The sequence below is a fragment of the Streptomyces yangpuensis genome (genome assembly GCF_024666385.1).
Taxonomy (GTDB): Bacteria; Actinomycetota; Actinomycetes; order Streptomycetales; family Streptomycetaceae; genus Streptomyces; species Streptomyces yangpuensis.
Window position 1 is genome coordinate 1,423,481 of record NZ_CP102514.1, and the last position, 21,834, is coordinate 1,445,314.

Consider the following 21,834-nt stretch of genomic DNA (forward strand, 5'->3'; position numbering starts at 1 on the left):
GCGGAATCTCCTGCACTGGAAGACCACGGGTGCACGCACCACCCGGCAGTGCGGGCTAGAGCGCGAGCAGCTCCTTGGTCGTAATGGTGAGTAGCTCGGGACCGCCGTCCGCCTCGGGGCGTACGACGAGCGTGTCATCGATCCGGACACCTCCCCGGCCGGGGAGGTGAACCCCCGGTTCGACGGTGACCGGCACGCAAGCGTCCAGTTTACCCATTGCCGTAGGTGCAAGCTGCGGGTCCTCGTCGATTTCGAGGCCGACGCCGTGTCCGGTCCATGGCGCGAGGGCCTCCGCGTGGCCCGCGGAGTCCAGTACGGAGCGGGCCGCGTGGTCCACCTCCCGGTAGGCGGCCCCCGGCAGCAGTGCCTCCCGTCCGGCCCGCTGGGCGGTGAAGACGCAGTCGTACAGCTCGATCTGCCAGTCGGCGGGGGTGGTGCCGATGACGAAGGTCCGGCCGATCTCGCACCGGTAGCCGCGGTAGTTGGCGCCCAGGCAGACGGAGAGGAAGTCCCCCTCCTCCACCCTGCGGTCGGAGGGCCGGTGCCGGGAGCGGCCGGAGTGCGGTCCGGTGCCGACGGAGGTCGGGAAGGCCGGGCCGTCCGCGCCGTGGTCGACGAGGCGCCGCTCCAGTTCCAGGGCGAGGTGGCGTTCGGTGCGTCCGACGAGGATGGACTCCAGCAGCTCGCCCAGGGCCTGGTCGGCGATCTCGGCGGCGATCCGCAGGCAGGCGATCTCCCCCTCGTCCTTGACGAGGCGCTGCTGCTCCACCGCGGTTCCGAGGTCGGCGAGGCGCACTTTGGGCGCGACGGACCGCAGCGCCCGGTGCCGGGCGACGGTGAGGTGGTGCTCCTCCACGGCGAGGGAGTCGGCGCGTACGGAGGAGGCGGCGTCGGCCGCCGCGACGGCGGGGTCCCCACCGCGGCCGGCCAGCACGGTGACCCGGAGGTGTTCGTCGAGGCGGCCCTCGTCGGCCTCGCCGGTGGGTGCGCCGGCGCAGAACAGGGCGTCCTCGGACGGTCCGACGAGGAGGACGGCGCCGAGCGGTGACGCCCCGGTGAGGTAGCGGACGTTCGCCGGACGCGTGATCAGCGCGGCGGCGTTCCCCGCGGCGGCGCATCGGTCGCGAAGCAGGCCCCGACGGGCGGCGTACACGTCTGACATGTCTTCGAGCGTACGAGCGCCCCGCGGATCCGGCCCGGTGAGCGCGTCCGGACGGGGCCCGGCAGGACACGGCGGGCCGGATCGGCGGGCAGGATCGGCGGGCCGGATCGGCGGACCGGCCCTGTTCTCCCCTGCCCCGGCCGGCTACCAGCCGCCGGGGGCCGGGAGGGCCCTGGCCAGGGCCTCGTCGAGGGCGCGGGCGGTGCCTTCGACGTCGAGCTGGGAATTGTCGATGATCGGCAGCCCGGATCCGTACCAGCCGGCCATCCGGCCGTGGATGCGGGCCACCTCCTCGTCGGAGAGCCTGCGGTTGCCGGAGCGCTCGGCGTTGCGCTCCAGGACGATCTCCAGGCCGGGCAGGAGCACGACCGGCAGCAGCGTCGGCCCCACGTGCCGCTTCCAGCCGCCCAGGCCCACCACGGGCCGGTCGGGGAAGACGGCGTCGTCGAGGATGCAGGAGATGCCGTTGGCCAGGTAGTTGCGGGCCGCGAAACCGCAGGTGCGGCGGGCGAGGCGGTACTGCGCCTCGGAGTGCTCGTTCCAGCCGGCCTGCGGGTCGGCGAAGCCGGAGCACACCCATTCACGCACGTCGTCGAGGCTGATGTGGGCGGTCGGCACGGGCCGGGTGCTGGCCCAGTGCCGGGCCACGGTGGTCTTGCCCGCGCCGGCGGGCCCGATCAGCAGGACGGCGAGCACGGCGCCGCCCGTTCCCGACACCGCGGGCGGCAGCGGGATGTGCCCGGTGGGCTCCGGCACGGGCGCCACCTGGGGCGGCGGCGGGGCCGGGTGCTGGGACGGCGGCGCCGGCGGGTGCGCGCCCGGCCAGCCCTGGGCCGGGGGTATGGGCGGCTGCGGGGGCGCAGAAGGACGCTGCCCCGGCTGCCCCCAGCCCCCGCCACCCACTCCTTGGTGCATCCGCTGCCACTTTCGTCTCGTTCCTGCCACTGATGCGAGAACGTTATATGACCGCGGGGGCCCGGCCGTCCACCAGGCCACCGGGCGGGAGTGTCAGACGTCGGTCTCGTCCGCCAGCGCCCGCAGCGCCAGCCGGTAGGAACCGATCCCGAAGCCCGCGACGGTCCCGGTCGCCACGGCCGCGATGACCGAGGTGTGCCGGAACTCCTCGCGGGCGTACGGGTTCGAGATGTGCACCTCGATCAGCGGCGCCGTGCGCTGCGCGGCCGCGTCCCGCATGCCGTACGAGTAGTGGGTGAAGGCCCCGGGGTTGATGACCACCGGGATCTTCCCGTCCGCCGCCTCGTGCAGCCAGCGGATCATCTCGCCCTCGTCGTTGGTCTCACGGACCTCGACGTCGAAGCCGAGCTCCTCCCCCAGCGAGCGGCAGCTGTCCACCAGCCCGGCGTACGAGGTGGCCCCGTACACGTCGGGCTCGCGCGAGCCGAGCCGGCCCAGGTTCGGGCCGTTCAGCACGAGGACGCGGCGGCTCACGCCGACACCTCGCCGTAGGCGGCGATCAGGTGCGCCGGGTCGGGGCCCTCCAGGACGGTCGGCTTGGCCAGTCCGTCGAGGACGATGAAGCGCAGCAGGTTGCCGCGGGACTTCTTGTCGACCTGCATGGTCTGGAGCAGCTTGGGCCACTGGTCGCCGCGGTAGGTCAGCGGCAGGCCGACGGAGGCGAGGACCTCCTTGTGCCGGTCGGCGGTGGCGTCGTCGAGGCGGCCGGCGAGCCGGCCGAGCTCGGCGGCGAAGACCATGCCGACCGACACGGCCGCGCCGTGCCGCCACTTGTAGCGCTCGTTCTTCTCGATGGCGTGCGCGAGGGTGTGGCCGTAGTTGAGGATCTCCCGCAGCCCCGATTCCTTGAGGTCGCTGGAGACCACGTCGGCCTTGACCTGGATGGAGCGCACGATCAGCTCGGCGGTGTGCGGGCCGTCGGGCGTGCGGGCGGCCTGCGGGTCCTCCTCGATCAGGTCGAGGATCACCGGGTCGGAGATGAAGCCGGCCTTGATGATCTCGGCGAGGCCGCTGACGTAGTCGTTGACCGGCAGCGACTCCAGTGCCGCCAGGTCGCAGAGCACGCCGGCAGGCGGGTGGAAGGCGCCGACGAGGTTCTTGCCCTCGGCGGTGTTGATGCCGGTCTTGCCGCCCACGGCCGCGTCCACCATCGCGAGGACGGTGGTGGGTACGGCGACCCAGCGCACGCCGCGCAGCCAGCTGGCGGCGACGAAGCCGGCGAGGTCGGTGGTGGCTCCCCCGCCGACGCCGACGATGACGTCGGTGCGGGTGAAGCCGGACTGGCCGAGTGCCTTCCAGCAGTACGCGGCGACCTCGACCGTCTTGGCCTCTTCGGCGTTCGGCACCTGGATGGCGATCGCCTCGTAGCCCTGGCCCGCGAGGTCGTCGCGCAGCGCCTCACCGGTCGAGGCGAGGGCCTCGGGGTGGATCACGGCGACCCGCTGGGCCTTCGTACCGATCAGGGAGCCGAGCTCGCCGAGCAGCTGCCGCCCGACCAGCACGTCGTACGCGTCGTGTCCGGCGCTCGCGCCGACGTGGATCCGCGTCACCTGGTCTGTCATACGTCCTTCAACTCCAGAGCGTCGAGGACCGCCTGGGCGACCTCTTCGGGGGTTCGGTCGTCGGTGGCCACGACGACGCGTGCGACTTCGGTGTAGAGGGGGCGCCGGGCGTCCATCAGCTCGCGCCACTGGCGGCGCGGGTTGACGGCGAGCAGCGGGCGCGCGGCACCGAGGCCCACGCGCCGTACGGCTTCTTCGACGTCCATCGAGAGGTAGGCGACGGGCAGGCCGGTCAGCAGCGTGCGGGTGCCCTCGTCGAGGACGGCGCCGCCGCCGAGGGCGAGGACTCCGGTGTGCTCGGCGACGGCGGCCGCGACGGCCTGCCGCTCCAGCTCACGGAAGTACGGCTCGCCCTCGTCGACGAAGATGTCGGAGATCGGCCGGCCCTGGGCCGTGACGATGTCCGCGTCGGTGTCCCGGTAGGGGACGCCGAGCCGCTCGGCGAGCAGCGCCCCCACCGTGGACTTGCCGGACCCCATGGGCCCGACGAGGACGACGAGCGGTCCGGCCGTCACCGGATCTGCAGGTTGTCGAGGTAGGCGCGGACGTTGCGGCGGGTCTCGGGGACCGAGTCGCCGCCGAACTTCTCGACGACGGCGTCGGCGAGCACGAGGGCGACCATCGCCTCGGCGACGATGCCGGCTGCGGGGACGGCGCACACGTCGGAGCGCTGGTGGTGGGCCACCGCCGCCTCGCCGGTGGCCACGTCGACGGTGGCCAGGGCACGCGGGACGGTCGCGATGGGCTTCATCGCGGCGCGGACGCGCAGCAGTTCGCCGGTGGTCAGGCCGCCCTCGGTGCCGCCGGAGCGGCCGGAGGTGCGCTTGATGCCCTCGGGGGTGGAGACGATCTCGTCGTGCGCCTTGGAGCCGGGCACGCGGGCGAGTTCGAAGCCGTCGCCGACCTCGACGCCCTTGATGGCCTGGATGCCCATGAGGGCGGCAGCGAGGCGGGCGTCGAGCCGGCGGTCCCAGTGGACGTGCGAGCCGAGGCCCACCGGGACGCCGTAGGCGAGGACCTCGACAACGCCGCCGAGGGTGTCGCCGTCCTTGTGGGCCTGGTCGATCTCCGCGACCATCGCCTTCGACGCGTCGGCGTCGAGGCAGCGCACCGGGTCGGCGTCGAGCTTGTCGACGTCGGCGGGGGTCGGGTAGACGCCGTAGGGCGCCTTGGCCGAGGCCAGTTCCACCACGTGGGAGACGATCTCGATGCCCGCGACCTCCTTGACGAAGGAGCGGGCGACGGCGCCGAGGGCGACGCGGGCGGCGGTCTCACGGGCGCTGGCGCGCTCCAGGATCGGCCGGGCCTCGTCGAAGCCGTACTTCTGCATGCCCGCGAGGTCGGCGTGGCCGGGGCGGGGGCGGGTCAGCGGCGCGTTGCGGCCGGTGTCCTTGAGCAGCGAGGGGTCGACCGGGTCGGCCGACATGACGGTCTCCCACTTGGGCCACTCGGTGTTGCCGATCATGACCGCTACCGGGCCGCCCTGGGACAGCCCGTGGCGGACGCCGCCGAGGAAGGTGATCTCGTCCTGCTCGAACTTCATGCGGGCACCGCGGCCATAGCCGAGCCGGCGCCGGGCCAGGTGATCGGCCACCAGCTCGGTGGTGACCGGGACGCCGGCGGGAAGGCCCTCCAGCGTCGCGACCAGTGCCGGTCCGTGCGACTCTCCTGCGGTCAGCCAACGCAACCTGCTCAACGATGCTCCTCATGCTCGCGCCTGGTACTGCGACGGCGCGATCGGGTGCGCGGCCCGGACCCGCCTCACCCGAATCCTCCCACGTCCGGAGTGGTTTCACGGGCCCCGGTCCAGCTATCGGACGCCCCGCTGGTCAGCGGACCCGGCCGCGGCGCCCGCGGAGCCAGCTGACGGCCGTCCACACGCCGACGGAACCGAGGAGTCCGAAGACCAGGGCCTTGGCCCAGATCGGCAGGTCGCCGAAGGCGACCCTGAGCATGGCGAACAACGCGAAGGGGAGGTCCCACTTCGACGCGAGTAGCTGTTCCGGGTCGGTCCCGTCCATCCCATCCCCCTGTAAAGGTGCAGGTGAACAGGGTAATGCGTGACATTACCGGCGAGTAGGCCAGATCCTGCCAAGATCGTCCGGGACGGTGGACCGGCCCGGCGGCGCGGAGCGTCAGTGGGCTCCGGAGAGGGCCGCGAGGCCCGCCCGCCGCATCACTTCGAGCGGCGCCGGGGAGCGGCCGGTCATCTGCTCGACCTGGAGGACCGCCTGGTGCACCAGCAGGTCCAGCCCGCCGAGGAGGTTGCCCCCGCGCCCGGACCAGGCGGCGGCCAGGGCCGTGGGCCACGGGTCGTAGAGGACGTCGAAGAGGGTGCCCGGAGCGTCCGGTACCGCCGCGGCCAGTTCGTCGGTGGCTCCGGCCGGGGTGGTCGCGATGACCAGCGGCGCTTCGAGCGCCGCGGCCGCCCGCGACCAGTCGGCCGTGCGGACGGCCACGCCGAGCCGCTCGCCCCACTGCCGCATCTCGTCGGCACGGGCCCGCGAGCGGACGTACGCCGTGACCTCACCGGTGCAGATCCGCGAGAGCGCGGCGAGCGCCGAGGAGGCGGTGGCCCCGGCGCCGAGGATGGCCGCCGAGGCCACCTTCTCCACCCCGCGCTCGTGCAGCGCGGCGACGATGCCCGGGATGTCGGTGTTGTCGCCCAGGAGCCGGCCGTCCTCGGTGCGGACGACCGTGTTGACCGCCTCGACCGAGGCCGCCGTGTCGCTGACCCCGTCCAGCAGCGGGATGACCGCCCGCTTGAGCGGCATGGTCAGCGACAGCCCGGCCCACTCGGGGCCGAGCCCGGACACGAACCCCGGGAGCGCGGCCTCGTCGATCTCGAACCGGTCGTACGACCAGTCGACGAGGCCCAGCTCCCGGTACGCGGCACGGTGGAGCACCGGTGAGAGCGAGTGCTCGATGGGTGAACCCAGCACCGCGGCCCGTATCCGTGTCATGTCCTGCTACCCGCCGTTCTTCTGCTTCTGCCGTTCCTGGAACTCGGCGACGAGCTTGAGGTGCTCGTCGTAGGTCTTGGTGAAGGTCGTCGTGTTGCCGTCGACCGACACGAAGAACATCCAGCCGCCGTGATCCGGGTTGAGCGTAGCGGTAAGCGCGTCCATGCCCGGGTTCCCGATCGGGCCGACCGGCAGGCCCTTGATGAAGTGGGTGTTGTACGGGTTGTTGAACGCCTGGGCTTCCTTCAGGTTGAAGTTGATCTCGCTCTGGTTCTTGACGTAGTTGTACGTCGAGTCGAACTCGATCTTCTGGTTCGTGACGTCGTTGGTCTTCTTCATGCGGTTGTAGACAACCTCGGACATCTTGCGGAAGTCGTCGTGGTTCTTGCCCTCGGCGTTGACGAGGCTGGCGACCGTGACGACCTGCAGCGGGTTCTCCAGCCCCAGCTCCTTGGCCTTGGCCTCGATGCCCAGCTCCGCGTACTTGTCGGAGGCGTTCTTGACCATCTGCTTGAGCAGCGACTCGGGGGTGCTGTCCTTGCTGAGGTCGTAGCGGGTGGGGAACAGGAAGCCTTCGAGCGGGTCGATGAGCTTGGGGTTGTTGCCGGCCCAGGCCGGCAGCCCCAGATTCTTGGCCTCGCGCTGGGCGATCTCCTTGGTGGTGCCGTCGGGCTTGCCCAGCTTCTTGTCGATCGCCTCGTACACCTTGGAGTTGCGCATGCCCTCGGTGACGGTGATCACGTTCAGCTTGGTGGGGTCGATCATCAGCGCGACGGCGGCCGCACCCGACATCTTCTTGTTCATCGGGTAGACGCCGGGCTGGATGGACTTGCCCTTGGGGTTGGCGTTCGCCGCGTCGACGAAGGCCTGGGCGCTGGCGACGACGCCGGCCTCCTTGAGGATGCGGCCCATCTGCCCCAGGCCCGCGCCCTTGGGGATCTCGACGTCGACCACCTCGCCGGCGCCCTCGCCCGCGAAGTCCTCGGCGGGCGCGAACCTCGCCTTGATGTAGCTGTAGCCGTAGTAGCCGCCACCGCCGACCACGCCGAGGATGACGACGGCCGCGATCAGGCAGGCCATGCCGCTGCGCTTCTTGGGCTTGCCGCCCTTCGTACGGCCGCCGCGACGGCCGTCGGGCTCGTCGTCGTCACCGTCGTCGTCGCCGTCCCGGCCGGCGTCGCCGACGCGGAGGTCGCCCTCGGGCTCCTCCTCCTCGACCGCTTCCGGCTCCAGGTGACGCCGGCCCGGGGGCTGCGGCGGCGGGAAGGCCTCGTCGGTGCCGTAGAGGTCCGGGGTCTCCCCCGGGTAGCCGGCCGACGGGTGCTGGGCGTAGTCCGCACCCGCGTACGGGTCGGTCTGCACCGCGGCCGTGTACTGGCCCTGGCCGGTGTCCCAGCCCTGGCTGTCGTAGACCGGCTGCTGGGGCTGCGGCTGCTGCGCGTACTGCTGGTGCTGCGGCTGCTGAGCCTGCTGAGCCTGCTGAGCCTGCTGCGGGGCGTACCCCTGCTGAGGCTGGGGGTAGTGCTGCTGCGCGTACTGCTGCTGCTGTGGGTACCCGGGGTACTGCTGGTACTCCTGGTACTCCTGGTACTGAGGCTGCTGGGGGTACGGCTGCTGGTACTGGGGCTCCTGCTGGTACTCCTGCTGCGGCGCACCGGCGTACGGCACCGGGCCCTGCTGGGTCTGGTGCCCGGTCCACCCCTGGTCCCCGTACAGGGGGTCCTCAGGGTGCCAGGGTTCGGGGCCACGGCCCCGGCCATAGTCAGTCATCGGTCCCCTAGAGCCGCGAGACGGAGGCCACGGACTCCGTCATCCGTGGCAACCGGTTCCGCCTCTTTGACGGTGATCGACGGCTGTTCGAATGCCGCCTCATCGCGCGGAACGTTACCGTATCGCGATCAGACAACCACTTCGACGCACTCACCAGGCGGATTACCCGATACCCGTTCGGTCTCAAGAGCGTTCTGGAGGATCACCACAGCGGCGGCCTGATCGATGACCGACCGGCCCTTCTTCGCGTTCCTTCCGGAGGCCCGCAGGCCCTGGGCGGCGGTGACCGTGGTCATCCGCTCGTCGACCAGACGGACCGTCACCGGCTTGATGCCCTTGGCCAGTTCGGTCGCGAAGGCGCGCACCTTGGCCGCGGCCGGCCCCTCCCGCCCGCTGAGCGAGCGAGGGAGGCCGACCACGACTTCGAGGGGCTCGTACTCCTCGACGAGCTGCCGCAGCCGCCGGTGGGCGAAGGGGATGTCCCGGCCCGGAACCGTCTCCACCGGTGTGGCCAACACCCCATCGGGATCGCAGGACGCGACCCCGATCCGGGCGTCCCCGACGTCGATGGCCAGTCGGCGGCCGCGGCGCAGTGTCATCGTCAGACCGTCTCGACGACGAGGCGCTCGACGGCGCTGATGGCCTCCGGGACGGCTGCCGGGTTCTGGCCGCCGCCCTGGGCGACGTCCGGCTTGCCGCCACCGCCGCCACCGAGGGTCTTGGCAGCCGTACGGACCAGGTCGCCGGCCTTCAGGCCCCGCTCGCGGGCGGCCTCGTTGGTGGCGATGACGGTCAGCGGGCGGTCGTTCGCCACGGTGAACAGGGCCACGACGGCCGGGCGGTCGCCGGGGATGCGGCCGCGGACGTCGAGGACCAGCTTGCGCAGGTCGTCGGCGCCGACGCCGTCCGCCACCTGGCCCACGACCAGGGCGACGCCCTTGATGTCCTGGGCGTTCTGGGCGAGCCCGGCGGCGGCCTGGAGGACCTTCTCCGCGCGGAACTTCTCGATCTCCTTCTCGGCGTCCTTCAGCTTGCCGAGCATGGCGGAGATCTTCTCCGGCAGCTCCTCCGGACGGCCCTTGACCAGCTCCTGGAGCTGGGCGACGACCGTGTGCTCCTTGGCGAGGAAGTTGTACGCGTCCACGCCGACGAGGGCCTCGACGCGGCGCACACCGGAGCCGATGGAGGACTCGCCGAGCAGCTTCACCAGACCCAGCTGGGCGGTGTTGCCGACGTGCGTGCCGCCGCACAGCTCCTTGGAGAAGTCACCGATGGTCACGACGCGGACCCGCTCGCCGTACTTCTCGCCGAACTCGGCGATGGCGCCCTGCTTCTTCGCCTCGTCGATGCTCATGATCTCGGCGGTCACTTCGAGCTCGCGCGAGAGCACGTCGTTGATCTTCTGCTCGACGTCGGTGAGGACCGAGCCGGGGACGGCGTTCGGCGAGCCGAAGTCGAAGCGGAAGCGGCCGGGGCTGTTCTCCGAACCGGCCTGGGCGGCGGTCGGGCCGAGCGCGTCGCGCAGCGCCTGGTGGGTCAGGTGCGTGGCCGAGTGGGCGCGGGCGATGGCCCGGCGGCGCCTGACGTCGATGGCGGCGTACGCGGAGGCGCCCACCGTCACCTCGCCGACCTGGACGGATCCCTTGTGCACGGAGACGCCGGGAACCGGCTGCTGGACGTCGCGGACCTCGATCACGGCGCCGGTGTCGAGCTTGATCCGGCCCTGGTCGGCGAGCTGGCCGCCGCCCTCGGCGTAGAAGGGGGTGCGGTCGAGGACGACCTCGACCTCGTCGCCCTCGGAGGCGGCGGGCGCGGAGACGCCGTTGACCAGGAGGCCGACGATGGTGGACTCGCCCTGGTTGGTGGCGTAGCCGGTGAACTCGGTGGCGCCGGCCGCGTCGGCGATCTCGCGGTAGGCGGCGACGTCGGCGTGGCCGGTCTTCTTGGCCTTGGCGTCGGCCTTGGCGCGGTCGCGCTGCTCCTGCATCAGGCGGCGGAAGCCCGGCTCGTCCACGGAGAGGCCCTGTTCGGCGGCCATCTCCAGGGTGAGGTCGATCGGGAAGCCCCAGGTGTCGTGGAGCAGGAACGCCTTGTCGCCGGAGAGGACCGTGCCGCCGGCGGCCTTGGTCTCGGTCACGGCGGTGTCGAGGATGTTCGTGCCGCCCTTGAGGGCCTTGAGGAAGGCGGCCTCTTCGGCGAGGGCGACGGTCTCGATGCGCTTGCGGTCGGTGACGAGCTCCGGGTACTGCTGGCCCATCGTGTCGATCACGACGTCGACGAGGTCCTGCACGACGGGGCCCGTGGCGCCCATGAGGCGCATGTTGCGGATGGCGCGGCGCATGATGCGGCGCAGCACGTAGCCGCGGCCCTCGTTGCCGGGGGTGACGCCGTCGCCGATGAGCATGACGGAGGTGCGCATGTGGTCGGCGACCACGCGCATCGAGACGTCGGTGCCCTGGGCGGCGCCGTAGCGCACGCCGGTCAGCTCGGTGGCCTTGTCCATGACCACGCGCAGGGTGTCGGTCTCGTACATGTTCTGCACGCCCTGCAGGATCATGGCGAGGCGCTCGAGGCCGAGGCCGGTGTCGATGTTCTTCGACGGCAGGTCGCCGAGGATCGGGAAGTCCTCCTTGCCCTCGCCGGCGCCGCGCTCGTACTGCATGAAGACCAGGTTCCAGATCTCCACGTAGCGCTCGTCGTTGACGGCGGGGCCGCCCTCGACGCCGAACTCCGGACCGCGGTCGTAGTTGATCTCGGAGCACGGGCCGCAGGGGCCCGGGACGCCCATGGACCAGAAGTTGTCCTTCTTGCCCAGGCGCTGGATGCGCTCGGCGGGCACGCCGATCTTCTCGCGCCAGATCTGCTCGGCCTCGTCGTCGTCGAGGTAGACCGTGATCCAGAGCTTCTCGGGCTCCAGGCCGTAGCCGCCGTCCGCCACGGAACTGGTGAGCAGCTCCCAGGCGTACTTGATGGCGCCTTCCTTGAAGTAGTCACCGAAGGAGAAGTTGCCGCACATCTGGAAGAACGTGCCGTGGCGGGTGGTCTTGCCGACCTCTTCGATGTCCGGCGTACGGACGCACTTCTGCACGCTGGTGGCCCGGGGGGCCGGGGGCTTGGTCTCACCGAGGAAGTACGGCTTGAAGGGGACCATGCCCGCGTTGACCAGCAGCAGAGTCGGGTCGTCCGCGATGAGCGACGCCGAAGGGACAACGGCGTGACCGCGCTCCTCGAAGAAGCTCAGCCAGCGGCGGCGGATTTCAGCCGACTCCATCAGTGGTCCTCATTCCGGTTGTACGAAAGCTTTGGTCGGTGGTTGGTCTGGTCGTTCTGGATGGCCCGCAGCCGCCGCGGCCCGGGGAGGGCGGTGACGTTGTCGGGCCGGTCGGGGTCCTGGTGGAGCCCCAGCGCATCGTTCAGCTCGTCCTCGCGCTGCGTCATTCCCGCGCGGACGTCGAGGGCGAAGTCCTTGAGGCGGTGACCCGCCTCGACGGCCTTGTCCGCCGCCTGGGCTGCGAGACTCTCCGGGGTCAGCTTCTTGAGCTGCCGGTTGACCTTGGTGGTGGCCCACACGCCGGCGGCTGCGCCGGCGGTGAACCAGAAGGCTCGGCGGAACATCGGCGGTCTCAGCCCTTCTGCTTCCGGCGCCGGGCGGCCGGCACCGTTCGGCCAACGATCACAGTACGGCGGGATCCCTTCGGCGGCACGCCGCCCGGGGCCGCGTCCCCCTTGCCCAGTGCCTTGCGGACGCCGTAGCCGAAGGCGGCGACCTTCACGAGCGGGCCGCCGAAGGCGGTGGCCACGGTGGAGGACAGCGCGGAGGCGTTCGAGGTGACCTCCTGGACGTCGCTCGCGATCGCGTCGACCCGGTCGAGCTGGGTGCGCGCGGAGCGCACGGTGTCGGCGGCGTCGGCCAGGAGCGGTACGGCCTGGTCGGTGACCTCGGACACCAGTCTGGTGGTCGCCCTGAGCACCTGCGCCAGCCGCACCAGGGCGACGGCGAGGAAGGAGATCAGGATGGCCCAGAAGACGGCCACGATGATCCCGGCCACCTCTACACCGGACACGTCACACCGCTCTCTGTCTCTACCCGGATCGCCGGCAGTGGCGATTCCTACGAACGACCCTCCGACCCTATCGCGCCGGGGATACCCGGCCGTACCCGAATTCGGGGTCGGGGGCACCTGCTTGGACGCAACGCATCCGGGCCAGTACGCTCCGTGTCCCATGCGACACAGACCCCTTCGACATACCGGCCGGGGCAATCTTCCCTCGGAGCTGAGCGGGTTCATCGGGCGGGGTGCCGAACTCGCCGCGCTGGGGCGCCTGCTGGAGGACTCGCGGCTGGTGACCGTGACGGGTGTGGGCGGGGTCGGCAAGTCCCGGCTGGTGCTGGCGGCGGCCCGGGCGGCCGCCGAAGGGGCGCGGGAAGCCGCGGAGGGAGCGCCCCAGGCACAGGAAGCGCAGGAAGCACAGGGGGCACGAGGGGCGCGTGCGCCGGGGCGGGTACGCCACCGCGACGGCGTCCGGCTGGCCGAGCTGGCCTGCGTACGGGATCCGGGGCTGCTGGAGCTGACGCTCGCCGAGGCGCTCGGGCTGACCGACCACACCACCCGGCCGCCCCGGACGGTAATGGCCGAGCATCTGGCCGGCCAGGACCTGCTGCTGGTCGTGGACGGCTTCGAGCATCTGGTGGAGGAGACCGCCGCTCTGGTGCGGGAGCTGCTGCTGCGCTGCCCCGGCCTGCGGGTGCTCGCGGCCGGCCGGCGCCCGCTGGAGCTGGAGGGGGAGCACGTGTTCCCGCTCGCCCCGCCGGCCCCGGCGGAGGCGCTGGAGCTGCTGGCGGTCCGCGCGGCCGCCGCCGACCCGGCGTTCACGGTGACCGCGGCCAACCGGGCCGATCTCGTGGAGCTGTGCGCGCGCCTCGACGGGATCCCGCTCGCCCTGGAGCTGGCGGCGGGCCGGCTGCGGACGCTGTCCCCGGCCCAGGTGCTCGCCCGGCTGGAGGACCTCTTCGGGCTGCTGACGGGCGGTGCGCGCGGGGGGCTCCCCCGGCACCGGGCGCTGCGTACGGCCATCGGCTGGAGCCATGAGCTGTGCACTCCGGCGGAGCGGCTGCTGTGGGCGCGGCTGTCGGTGTTCGCGGGGCAGTTCGACCTGGACGCCGCCGAGTACGTGTGCGCCGGTCCGGACCTGCCGGTGGAGGGCGTGCTGGACCTGGTGGGCGAGCTCCTCGCCCAGTCCCTGCTGGTCCGGGAGGAGACGGCCGCGGGGGTCCGCTTCCGGATGCTGGAGACCGTACGGCTGTACGGGGCGGGCTGGCTGGAGTCGCTGGGCGACGCGGTGCGGCTGCGGCGGCGGCACCGGGACTGGTACATGGGGCTGGCGACCTGGTGCGAGCTGGACTGGTTCAGCCCGCGTCAGTACGAGGTGGCCGCGCTGGTGGAGGTGGAGCTGCCGAACCTGCGGCTGGCCCTGGAGTGCTGCCTGGACGCGCCGGACGAGCTGCACCTGGGCCAGTACCTGGCGGGCACCCTGTGGTTCTTCTGGGCCGGCTGCGGCCGCCTGACGGAGGGCCGGCACTGGCTGGACCGGACCCTGGACGCTCCGGGCGGGGCCGCGACGGAGTACGAGAGCTCGCGGCTGAAGGCCCTGTGGGTGCTGGGTTACGTCGCGGCCCTGCAGGGGGACGCGACGGCCTCGATGTGCGCCCTGCACGAGTGCCGGGACGCGGCGGCGCGCAGCGGGAACCGGGTGGCGGCGGCGTACGCGGTGCACCGGCTGGGCTGTCTGGCCCTGGTGTCGGACGACATGGCCCGGGCCCGGGAGCTGCTGGGCGAGGCGCTGGAGCAGTACCGGGCGGCCGGGGAGCTGAACAGCAACGTCCTGATGTGCCAGGTGGAGCTGGGGATGGCGCTGGCGTTCCTCGGGGACCTGCCGGGGGCGCTCGCGCTGTGCGGGGAGGTCCGGGAGATCTGCGAGGAGCGCGGGGAGCTCTGGACGAAGGCGTACGCCCTGTACGTGCTGGCGTACGCGGCCCTGGAGGCGGGCGGTGCGCGGGAGGCCAGGCGGCTGCTGACCGAGTGCGTGGAGGTCAACCACGCCTTCAACGACCTGGTCGGGCTGGTGCTGGCGCTGGAGCTGCTCGCGCTGGTGACCGTCGCGGAGGGCGAGCCGGCCGAGGCCGCGGTGCTCCAGGGCGCCGCGGAGCCGCTGTGGGGCGGGGTGGGGCTGCAGCTGTTCGGCTCGGGGTACTTCAACGCCCCGCGGCTGCTCTGCCGGGAGCGGGCGGGCGAGCTGCTGGGCGCGGAGCGGTACGCGGCGTACGAGGCCGAGGGGCGGGAGCTGAGCCGGGAGTCGCTGGTGGTGCGGGCGCTGCGCGGGGCGGCGTCGGCGCCGCGGACGGCCGGCGCACCGGGCGCGATGCCCGGTCCCCGTCTCCCGCGCAGTACGGCGCCGGCCGACCAGCCGTAGGGAAGCGGAAAACCCGCCGCCCCCCGGAGGGGACGGCGGGTTTCCACCAGCCTGTGAGGGCTACGCCTGCCGGAAGATCAGCGGGCGTAGTACTCGACGACGAGCTGCTCGTCGCAGATGACCGGGATTTCCTTGCGGTTCGGGTCGCGGTCCAGGCGGAAGGCCAGGGCCTTCAGGTTGACCTGCAGGTAGCGCGGGGTCTCGCCCTCGCCTGCGTAGCCACCCTCACGGGCGACCTGGAACGGAACCTTCTCGCGGCTGCGCTCGCGCACGGTGATGACGTCGTCCGGGCGGACACGGAACGACGGCTTGTCGACCTTGGCGCCGTTGACCTCGATGTGGCCGTGGACGACCATCTGGCGGGCCTGGTAGATCGTGCGGGCGATGCCCGAACGCAGGACCAGGGCGTCCAGACGACGCTCGAGCTCGACGACCAGCGCCTCGCCCGTCTTGCCCTCGGCCTTCTTGGCGCGGTCGTACGCGCGGGCCATCTGGCGCTCGGAGATGTCGTACTGAGCGCGCAGACGCTGCTTCTCCAGCAGACGGACCTTGTAGTCCGAGTTCTGCTTGCGGCCACGGCCGTGCTCGCCCGGCGGGTAGGGGCGGGCCTCGAAGTACTTGACGGCCTTCGGCGTCAGGGCGATGCCGAGGGCGCGAGACTTCTTGACCTTGGGTCGCTTCTGGTTCACGGGGAACCTACCTCCATGTAAGTTAGGTGAGGCTTACCTTAGCGAGGAGGACGTAATGTCTCGACCACATGGGATCCCCCTGCCCAGTGCGCAACGCAGTTCGGATTCCAACGAAACAGAAACCGCTTGCGCCGACGATAAGCAAGGTCAGCCGCGTCCCAGGGAAGGCGTTCGGCAGCTCACCGGAGCCGAACGCGTACGAACCCTCGTAGAGTCCAACGCCTCAGTATCCCTCACGCTGATCGGTGCTCGTGACAGTCACGGTGCCGAGGAGTTCGGGACAGGGATGCCGGTCGCGCGGACCGTCACCCCGGACGGGGACGTGATTCTCCTTGTTTCCGGGGAATCCGCGGCTGCCAGGGCAGCCGCTCACGCCCAGGACGACGACCTCACCGCCGTGATCGAGATCACGGATGTGGCGCCGGTGTCCGTCCCACATCGTATCCGAGGCCGTGCGTGGCTGGCCGGGTGGCTGACTCCGGTGCGCGGGGACGACCGCGCGGCCTGCGCCGCACTGCTCGCCGAGCGCCACCCGGTGGGCGAGCTGCTGGGCCTCGGCGAATCCCTCGACACCCCCGCAGATCTTCTCCGGGGCGGCGGCCGCCCGGCCTGGATGATGCTGCGGCTGGAGGTCGGCGAGATCACGGTGGACGACCTGTGGGGCGCCGAGCAGGTGGACCCCGAGGACCTGGCCTCGGCGGAGCCGGACCCGGTGTCCCCGCACGAGGCGGAGCTGCTCCAGCACCTGCACTCCTCCCACGGCGACCGGATCGCCGAGCTGTGCGGCCTGCTCGGCGACCGCGGGGCGCGGGGCATGACCGCCGTCCCGCTCGCCCTGGACCGCGTGGGCCTGCGCGTCCGCTTCACCGGCGGCGCCGCCGGCGGCTCCTTCGACGCCCGCTTCGACTTCCCGGATCCGGTGACGGACATCTGCGGCCTGCGCCGTGCCATGCGCGCCCTCTTCTCGGCCGCCGCCCACTGAGAGCCCGCAGGCCCGGCCCGGCCGGCGAGACACCGCGCTAGGGGGTGTTCACGGCGTGGTCGAGGGAGCGCCAGATCGTCCGGGCCCAGGCCAGGCCGGCGGCGTCCTCGTAGGTGCAGAAGATCCCGGCGGCGATCCCGGGCGCCACGGCCATGCCGTAGAACTCGTGGCGCGGCCGCCCGTGGTCCTGCGGGGTCAGCCAGAACGCGTACCGCACGCCCCGGCCCAGCGGCTCGCTCAGGCGCTGCGCGGGCCGGGTGTCGGGTGCGCCGGACAGCAGCGCCGTGAGGAAGTCCGCTGGGGCGCGGCCGGGGACCTCGTCCCGCATCAGGTTGACGGAGGCACTGCGGTCCCCGGCGGTGAAGTGGTCGGTCCCGTCGGCGAAGGAGGCGGTGAGACCGGCGGTGCGCACGACCGACCAGCGGCCGCCGAGGTCGGTGCGCACGTCCACGGGCAGCGGGTACGGGAAGCGGCTGAGGACGTGGTCGCGGTCCCAGGTCCGGGTCAGGACCCGGGCGGCCACCGGGTGGCGCACCTCGACGACGCAGGGCAGCTCCTCCGGGTCGGCGACCTTCGCGGTGACCGGCGCCCCGAGCAGATCGTCGCCCCAGGGCTGGACCCGGTTGGCGAAGGTGCCCTCGACGGACAGGTCCGCGTAGCCGGGCTGTTCCCACAGCTCGTGGGCGCGCCGCAGGGTGGCCTCGTCCACCTCGACCCAGGCGCCGAGGACCAGCTCGGTGTCCTGGGTCAGCCGGACGGGCAGCAGGCAGCGGATGAAGCAGCCGACCCCGTCCACCCGGAGCAGGGCGCGCCCGCCGAACCGGTGGAGGGTCTCCTCGGGAGCGCCGAGGGCGGCGTCGGGCAGGTTGAAGCCGAAGTCGATGCGGCGCTCGTCGGCGAGCGGGTCGCCGCAGCAGGCGCAGGCGGGGAGATGCGTGGTCACGCGGGCAGCTTAGACACCCCCGGCGGGGAGGCCTCAGCCGCGGTCGGTGCCGCGCAGGCGCTCGCGGACCTTCTCCACCACGTCCGCGTAGCGGGCTTCGGCTCCGTAGCGGGTCGGCTCGTAGTACCGCTTCCCGTGGATCTCGTCCGGGGCGTACTGCTGGGCCGCGATGGCGCCGGGCACGTCGTGCGGGTACACATATCCCACCGCGTGCCCCAGCTTCGCCGCGCCCTTGTAGTGCCCGTCCCGCAGGTGCGTCGGGACCGAGCCGGCCAGGCCCGCCCGTACGTCGGCCAGTGCCGCGCCGATCGCGGTCGTGGCGGTGTTCGACTTCGGGGCGAGGGCCAGGGCGATCGTGGCGTGCGAGAGGGTCAGCGCGGCCTCCGGGAAGCCGATCATCGCCACCGCCTGGGCCGCGGCGACCGCGATCGGCAGGGCCGTGGGGTCGGCCAGGCCGATGTCCTCGCTCGCGGAGATCATCAGGCGGCGCGCGATGAACCGGGGGTCCTCGCCGGCCTCGATCATCCGCGCCAGGTAGTGCAGCGCGGCGTCCACGTCCGAGCCGCGGATCGACTTGATCAGCGCGCTCGCCACGTCGTAGTGCTGGTCGCCGTCGCGGTCGTAGCGGACCGCCGCCCGGTCGACCGCCTCCTCCAGCGTCCGGAGGGTGATCTCGTCCTCGCCCTGGGCGATGGCCGAACCGGCCCCCGCCTCCAGCGCCGTCAGGGCCCGCCGGGCGTCGCCGCCGGCGATCCTCAGCAGGTGGGCCTCGGCGTCCGCGGGCAGGGTCACCGCCCCGGCCAGGCCCCGCTCCTCCGTGAGGGCGCGCCGCATGAGCGCGCTCAGGTCGTCGTCGGTCAGCGGTTCCAGCGTCAGCAGCAGCGATCGCGACAACAGCGGGGAGATGATCGAGAAGTACGGGTTCTCCGTGGTGGCGGCGATCAGCGTGACCCAGCGGTTCTCGACGGCCGGCAGCAGGGAGTCCTGCTGGGCCTTGCTGAAGCGGTGGATCTCGTCGAGGAAGAGGACGGTCTCCTTGCCGTAGCCCCCGGCCGCGCGCTTGGCGCCCTCGATGACGGCCCGTACCTCCTTGACGCCGGCCGTGATCGCGGAGAGTTCCACGAAGCGCTTCTGCGTGGCCTGGCTGACCACGTAGGCGAGGGTCGTCTTCCCGATGCCGGGCGGGCCCCAGAGGATCACCGAGGAGGCGCCGGCCGGGCCGCCGCTCCCTTCCCCGACCAGCCGCCGCAGCGGTGATCCGGGCTTCAGCAGGTGCTGCTGGCCGACGACCTCGTCCAGGGTGCGCGGGCGCATCCGCACGGCGAGCGGCGAGCTGGCGGGGTCCTTCTCCTGGCGCTCTTCGGCGGCGGCGGTGAACAGGTCTGGTTCCACACGGGAAGCCTAAGCGAGTCCACCGACAGGGCGGCCGCCCGCCGCCGGTCGGCGGGGCCGCGGGGCCGCAGGTCGGCGCGTCGGCGGGGGCCGCGGGTCAGCGGGTCACCGGGGCCGCGGGGCCGCGGGTCAGGAGGTCCAGAAGTCCCACCAGCGGGTCAGGATCAGCATGCCGATGATGCCGATGTGCAGCACCGGCAGCACCCAGGTGAACTCCTCGAAGAAGCTCCTGAGCCAGCCCGGCGCCGGCAGCAGCCCGGCACGGACGTTGTGCGAGGTGACGTACCAGAACATCAGGATCGTGGCGACCCAGGCCAGGCAGCACCACAGGCACAGCGCGTTGATGTTGTAGAGCGACTGGTAGGTCAGCCAGGCACAGAAGACGACGCCGAAGAGGGTGCCGGCGTTGAAGGTGAGCCAGTACCAGCGGCGGAACCGGGCGCCGGCCAGGATGCTCATGCCGACGCAGATCACGATGCCGTAGGCGACGAGGCCGAGCATGGGGTTCGGGAAGCCGAAGACGGCCGCCTGGTCGCTCTTCATGATGTTGCCGCAGGAGACGACCGGGTTGAGGCTGCAGCCCGGCGTGAAGTTCGGGTCCTCCAGCAGCTTGAACTTGTCGATCGTGATCACCCAGGCGGCGAGGAGGCCCGCGGCCCCGGTGATCACCAGCAGCAGGGCCAGCGCCCGGCTCGCCCCGAAGGTCGTCCCCCCGGCGGTGTCCGCGTCCGTGCTTCGTGTCGTCATACCGCCCGCTCCACATCTGCGAGGTGATCAAGGCCCGGGCCATTGTGCCGTACGAGCCTGTGAACGGACGGGGCCGGGGAAGGATCCCCGGCCCCGTCCGCCACGCCGCCCGCTCAGGCCAGGCGCGCCCTGACCGTGTCGATCAGCTCGCCGACGGGCACGGCCGTCTGGTCGCCGGACTCCATGTCCTTGAGCTGGACGACGCCCTCGGCGAGGTCGCGGTCGCCCGCGACGATCGCGAAGCGGGCGCCGCTGCGGTTCGCGTCCTTCATGGCGCCCTTGAGGCCCTTGCCGCCGTACGACATGTCCGCGGCGATGCCCGCCTTGCGCAGCTGCGTCACGAGGCCGAACACGGTCGGCTTGGCCTCGCCCAGCGCCACGGCGAACACCGAGGTCGACGCCGGGATGTCCAGTTCGACGCCCTCGGCCTGGAGCGCGAGGACCGTGCGGTCCACGCCGAGCGCCCAGCCCACCGACGGCAGCGCCGGTCCGCCGATCATCTCGGACAGGCCGTCGTAGCGGCCGCCGCCGCCGACCGCCGACTGCGAGCCCAGACCGTCGTGGACGAACTCGAAGGTGGTGCGGGTGTAGTAGTCCAGCCCGCGCACCAGCTTCTCGTCGTCCTCGAAGGCGACGCCGGCCGCCGTCACCAGCGCCCGTACGTCCTCGTGGTACGCCTTGCACGCGTCGCACAGGTAGTCGCGCAGCACCGGAGCGCCGACGAGCTGCTTCTGGACGTCGGCCCGCTTGTCGTCGAGGACGCGCAGCGGGTTGATCTCGGCCCGGCGTACGGTCTCCTCGTCGAGGTCGAGGCCGCGCAGGAAGGACTGCAGCGCCTCCCGGTACACCGGGCGGCACTCCTTGTCGCCCAGCGAGTTCAGCAGGATCCGGAAGTTGCGCAGGCCGAGCGAGCGGTACGCCTGGTCGGCCAGGATGATCAGCTCGGCGTCCAGCGCCGGGTCCTCGGCACCGATCGCCTCGGCGCCGACCTGCGAGAAGTGGCGGTAGCGGCCCGCCTGCGGCTTCTCGTAACGGTAGTAGGAGCCGGAGTACCAGAGCTTGACCGGCAGGTTGCCCTTCTTGTGCAGGCTCGCCTCCAGGGCGGCGCGCAGCACGGAGGCGGTGCCCTCGGGGCGCAGGGCCAGCTGGTCGCCGCCCTTGGTCTCGAAGGCGTACATCTCCTTGGAGACGATGTCGGTGGACTCGCCGACGCCGCGGGCGAAGAGGCCCACGTCCTCGAAGCCGGGGGTCTCGATGTAGCCGTAGCCGGAGTTGCGCAGCGGGGCCGCGATGGCCTCGCGTACCGCCAGGTACTTCACGGAGACCGGCGGGATCAGGTCGTACGTGCCCTTGGGGGCCTGGAAAGTAGCCACGAAGCTTTCGTCACATTCCTCGTCGTGGAGCGGCGGTGCCGTCTCCGAGCCCGGCGGCGACCTCCCGAAGGTACGGGTTGGTCGCGCGCTCGCGGCCGATGGTGGTCTGGGGACCGTGGCCGGACAGCACCACGGTCGAGTCGTCGAGCGGCAGGCACACACGGGCCAGCGAATCGAGCATCTCGGCGTGGGAGCCGCCCGGCAGGTCGGTTCGTCCGATGGAGCCGGCGAAGAGCAGGTCGCCCGAGAAGAAGACCGGCGGGATGGCGGCCAGCTCGGGCATCCGGAAGGTCACCGACCCCTTGGTATGGCCCGGCGCGTGCGCCACGGAGAAGTCCATTCCGGCCAATTTCAGGGCGGCTCCGTCGGCCAGCTCGCGGACGTCGTCCGGCTCGCCCACGGTCAGCTCGCCCATGAGGGGCATCCCGATGGAGCGGCCGAGGGCCTTCTCCGGGTCGCTCATCATGTAGCGGTCCTCGGGGTGGATCCAGGCCGGTACGTCGTGTGCTCCGCACACCGGGACCACCGAGGCCACATGATCGATGTGGCCGTGGGTCAGAACGACCGCGACGGGCTTGAGCCGGTGCTTCTTCAGCGTCTCCTCGACGCCCTGGGCGGCCTGGTGGCCCGGGTCGATGATGACGCACTCCTCACCGGCGGCGGGGGCGACCACGTAGCAGTTGGTACCCCAAGCACCTGCGGGGAACCCGGCAATCAGCACGTTCGTCCTCAATCGTCGTCGGCGGGAGGCCGCAGGCCGTCAATCCTGCTGCTCAGAGCCTACCGGCGCCGCTCATTACACAGC

Annotated in this window: 21 protein-coding genes; 2 read left to right on the forward strand and 19 right to left on the reverse strand. The window is 72.0% G+C overall.

Going from position 1 to position 21,834, the window contains the following annotated elements:
* Positions 1-55 precede the first annotated feature (55 nt).
* The 13 genes from NRK68_RS06565 to NRK68_RS06625 all read right to left on the reverse strand — a co-directional run bounded on the left by NRK68_RS06565 (position 56) and on the right by NRK68_RS06625 (position 12,496).
* Positions 56-1,162 (reverse strand): aminopeptidase P family protein, encoded by a 1,107-nt coding sequence (locus NRK68_RS06565; protein WP_183067568.1) that lies wholly within the window; start codon positions 1,160-1,162, stop codon positions 56-58.
* Between the two features lie 144 nt (positions 1,163-1,306).
* Entirely contained in the window at positions 1,307-2,077 is a 771-nt protein-coding gene (locus tag NRK68_RS06570) for an AAA family ATPase (RefSeq protein ID WP_183067569.1), read from the reverse strand.
* Between the two features lie 93 nt (positions 2,078-2,170).
* Positions 2,171-2,611 (reverse strand): type II 3-dehydroquinate dehydratase, encoded by a 441-nt coding sequence (gene aroQ / locus NRK68_RS06575; RefSeq protein ID WP_183067570.1) that lies wholly within the window; start codon positions 2,609-2,611, stop codon positions 2,171-2,173.
* On the reverse strand, positions 2,608-3,699 hold the full coding sequence (gene aroB / locus NRK68_RS06580; RefSeq protein ID WP_183067571.1) for a 3-dehydroquinate synthase: 1,092 nt from the start codon (positions 3,697-3,699) through the stop codon (positions 2,608-2,610). The genes aroQ and aroB overlap by 4 nt, the downstream gene beginning before the upstream one ends.
* Positions 3,696-4,214: a shikimate kinase gene (locus NRK68_RS06585; protein WP_046780365.1), complete on the reverse strand. Its 519-nt coding sequence runs from the start codon at positions 4,212-4,214 to the stop codon at positions 3,696-3,698. The genes aroB and NRK68_RS06585 overlap by 4 nt, the downstream gene beginning before the upstream one ends.
* A complete protein-coding gene (gene aroC, locus NRK68_RS06590) occupies positions 4,211-5,395 on the reverse strand; it encodes a chorismate synthase (protein ID WP_183067572.1) in 1,185 nt (394 codons plus the stop codon). Before aroC ends, NRK68_RS06585 begins: the two co-directional genes overlap by 4 nt.
* A gap of 133 nt (positions 5,396-5,528) precedes the next feature.
* Complete coding sequence (locus NRK68_RS06595; RefSeq protein ID WP_183067573.1) at positions 5,529-5,720, reverse strand: hypothetical protein; 192 nt, start codon at positions 5,718-5,720, stop codon at positions 5,529-5,531.
* Between the two features lie 114 nt (positions 5,721-5,834).
* Complete coding sequence (locus NRK68_RS06600; protein ID WP_183067574.1) at positions 5,835-6,662, reverse strand: shikimate dehydrogenase; 828 nt, start codon at positions 6,660-6,662, stop codon at positions 5,835-5,837.
* A gap of 6 nt (positions 6,663-6,668) precedes the next feature.
* Entirely contained in the window at positions 6,669-8,432 is a 1,764-nt protein-coding gene (gene mltG, locus NRK68_RS06605; protein WP_257855322.1) for an endolytic transglycosylase MltG, read from the reverse strand.
* Positions 8,433-8,560: 128 nt separating this feature from the next.
* Complete coding sequence (gene ruvX / locus NRK68_RS06610) at positions 8,561-9,031, reverse strand: Holliday junction resolvase RuvX (RefSeq protein WP_046780370.1); 471 nt, start codon at positions 9,029-9,031, stop codon at positions 8,561-8,563.
* Between the two features lie 2 nt (positions 9,032-9,033).
* Positions 9,034-11,703, reverse strand: coding sequence for an alanine--tRNA ligase (alaS, locus tag NRK68_RS06615; protein ID WP_257855323.1), 2,670 nt, complete (start codon positions 11,701-11,703; stop codon positions 9,034-9,036).
* On the reverse strand, positions 11,703-12,047 hold the full coding sequence (locus NRK68_RS06620; protein WP_183067577.1) for a DUF6167 family protein: 345 nt from the start codon (positions 12,045-12,047) through the stop codon (positions 11,703-11,705). Before NRK68_RS06620 ends, alaS begins: the two co-directional genes overlap by 1 nt.
* Positions 12,048-12,055: 8 nt before the next feature.
* Complete coding sequence (locus tag NRK68_RS06625; protein WP_183067578.1) at positions 12,056-12,496, reverse strand: DUF948 domain-containing protein; 441 nt, start codon at positions 12,494-12,496, stop codon at positions 12,056-12,058.
* A 160-nt stretch (positions 12,497-12,656) separates the two neighbouring features.
* Here NRK68_RS06625 and NRK68_RS06630 point away from each other — a divergent pair, with 160 nt between their 5' ends.
* Complete coding sequence (locus tag NRK68_RS06630) at positions 12,657-14,903, forward strand: ATP-binding protein (RefSeq protein ID WP_257855324.1); 2,247 nt, start codon at positions 12,657-12,659, stop codon at positions 14,901-14,903.
* A 77-nt stretch (positions 14,904-14,980) separates the two neighbouring features.
* On the opposite strand, the gene rpsD is transcribed toward NRK68_RS06630, so the two are convergent.
* The gene (gene rpsD / locus NRK68_RS06635) at positions 14,981-15,592 is read right to left on the reverse strand and encodes a 30S ribosomal protein S4 (RefSeq protein ID WP_030026606.1); all 612 of its coding nucleotides are present in this window, start codon (positions 15,590-15,592) and stop codon (positions 14,981-14,983) included.
* A 286-nt stretch (positions 15,593-15,878) separates the two neighbouring features.
* Between rpsD and NRK68_RS06640 the strand changes: the two genes are divergently transcribed.
* Positions 15,879-16,574, forward strand: coding sequence for a DUF2470 domain-containing protein (locus NRK68_RS06640; protein WP_257855325.1), 696 nt, complete (start codon positions 15,879-15,881; stop codon positions 16,572-16,574).
* 37 nt (positions 16,575-16,611) lie between these two features.
* Here the strand turns inward: NRK68_RS06640 and NRK68_RS06645 are convergent, their stop codons facing one another.
* The 5 genes from NRK68_RS06645 to NRK68_RS06665 form a co-directional block, all read right to left on the reverse strand.
* Positions 16,612-17,517, reverse strand: coding sequence for a DUF2199 domain-containing protein (locus NRK68_RS06645; protein ID WP_257855326.1), 906 nt, complete (start codon positions 17,515-17,517; stop codon positions 16,612-16,614).
* A 33-nt stretch (positions 17,518-17,550) separates the two neighbouring features.
* Positions 17,551-18,909 (reverse strand): replication-associated recombination protein A, encoded by a 1,359-nt coding sequence (locus tag NRK68_RS06650; RefSeq protein WP_257855327.1) that lies wholly within the window; start codon positions 18,907-18,909, stop codon positions 17,551-17,553.
* Between the two features lie 129 nt (positions 18,910-19,038).
* Positions 19,039-19,656 (reverse strand): vitamin K epoxide reductase family protein, encoded by a 618-nt coding sequence (locus NRK68_RS06655; protein ID WP_183067583.1) that lies wholly within the window; start codon positions 19,654-19,656, stop codon positions 19,039-19,041.
* A gap of 113 nt (positions 19,657-19,769) precedes the next feature.
* Positions 19,770-21,029 (reverse strand): histidine--tRNA ligase, encoded by a 1,260-nt coding sequence (gene hisS, locus NRK68_RS06660; protein ID WP_257855328.1) that lies wholly within the window; start codon positions 21,027-21,029, stop codon positions 19,770-19,772.
* Positions 21,030-21,039: 10 nt separating this feature from the next.
* A complete protein-coding gene (locus tag NRK68_RS06665) occupies positions 21,040-21,750 on the reverse strand; it encodes an MBL fold metallo-hydrolase (RefSeq protein ID WP_183067585.1) in 711 nt (236 codons plus the stop codon).
* Positions 21,751-21,834 lie beyond the last annotated feature (84 nt).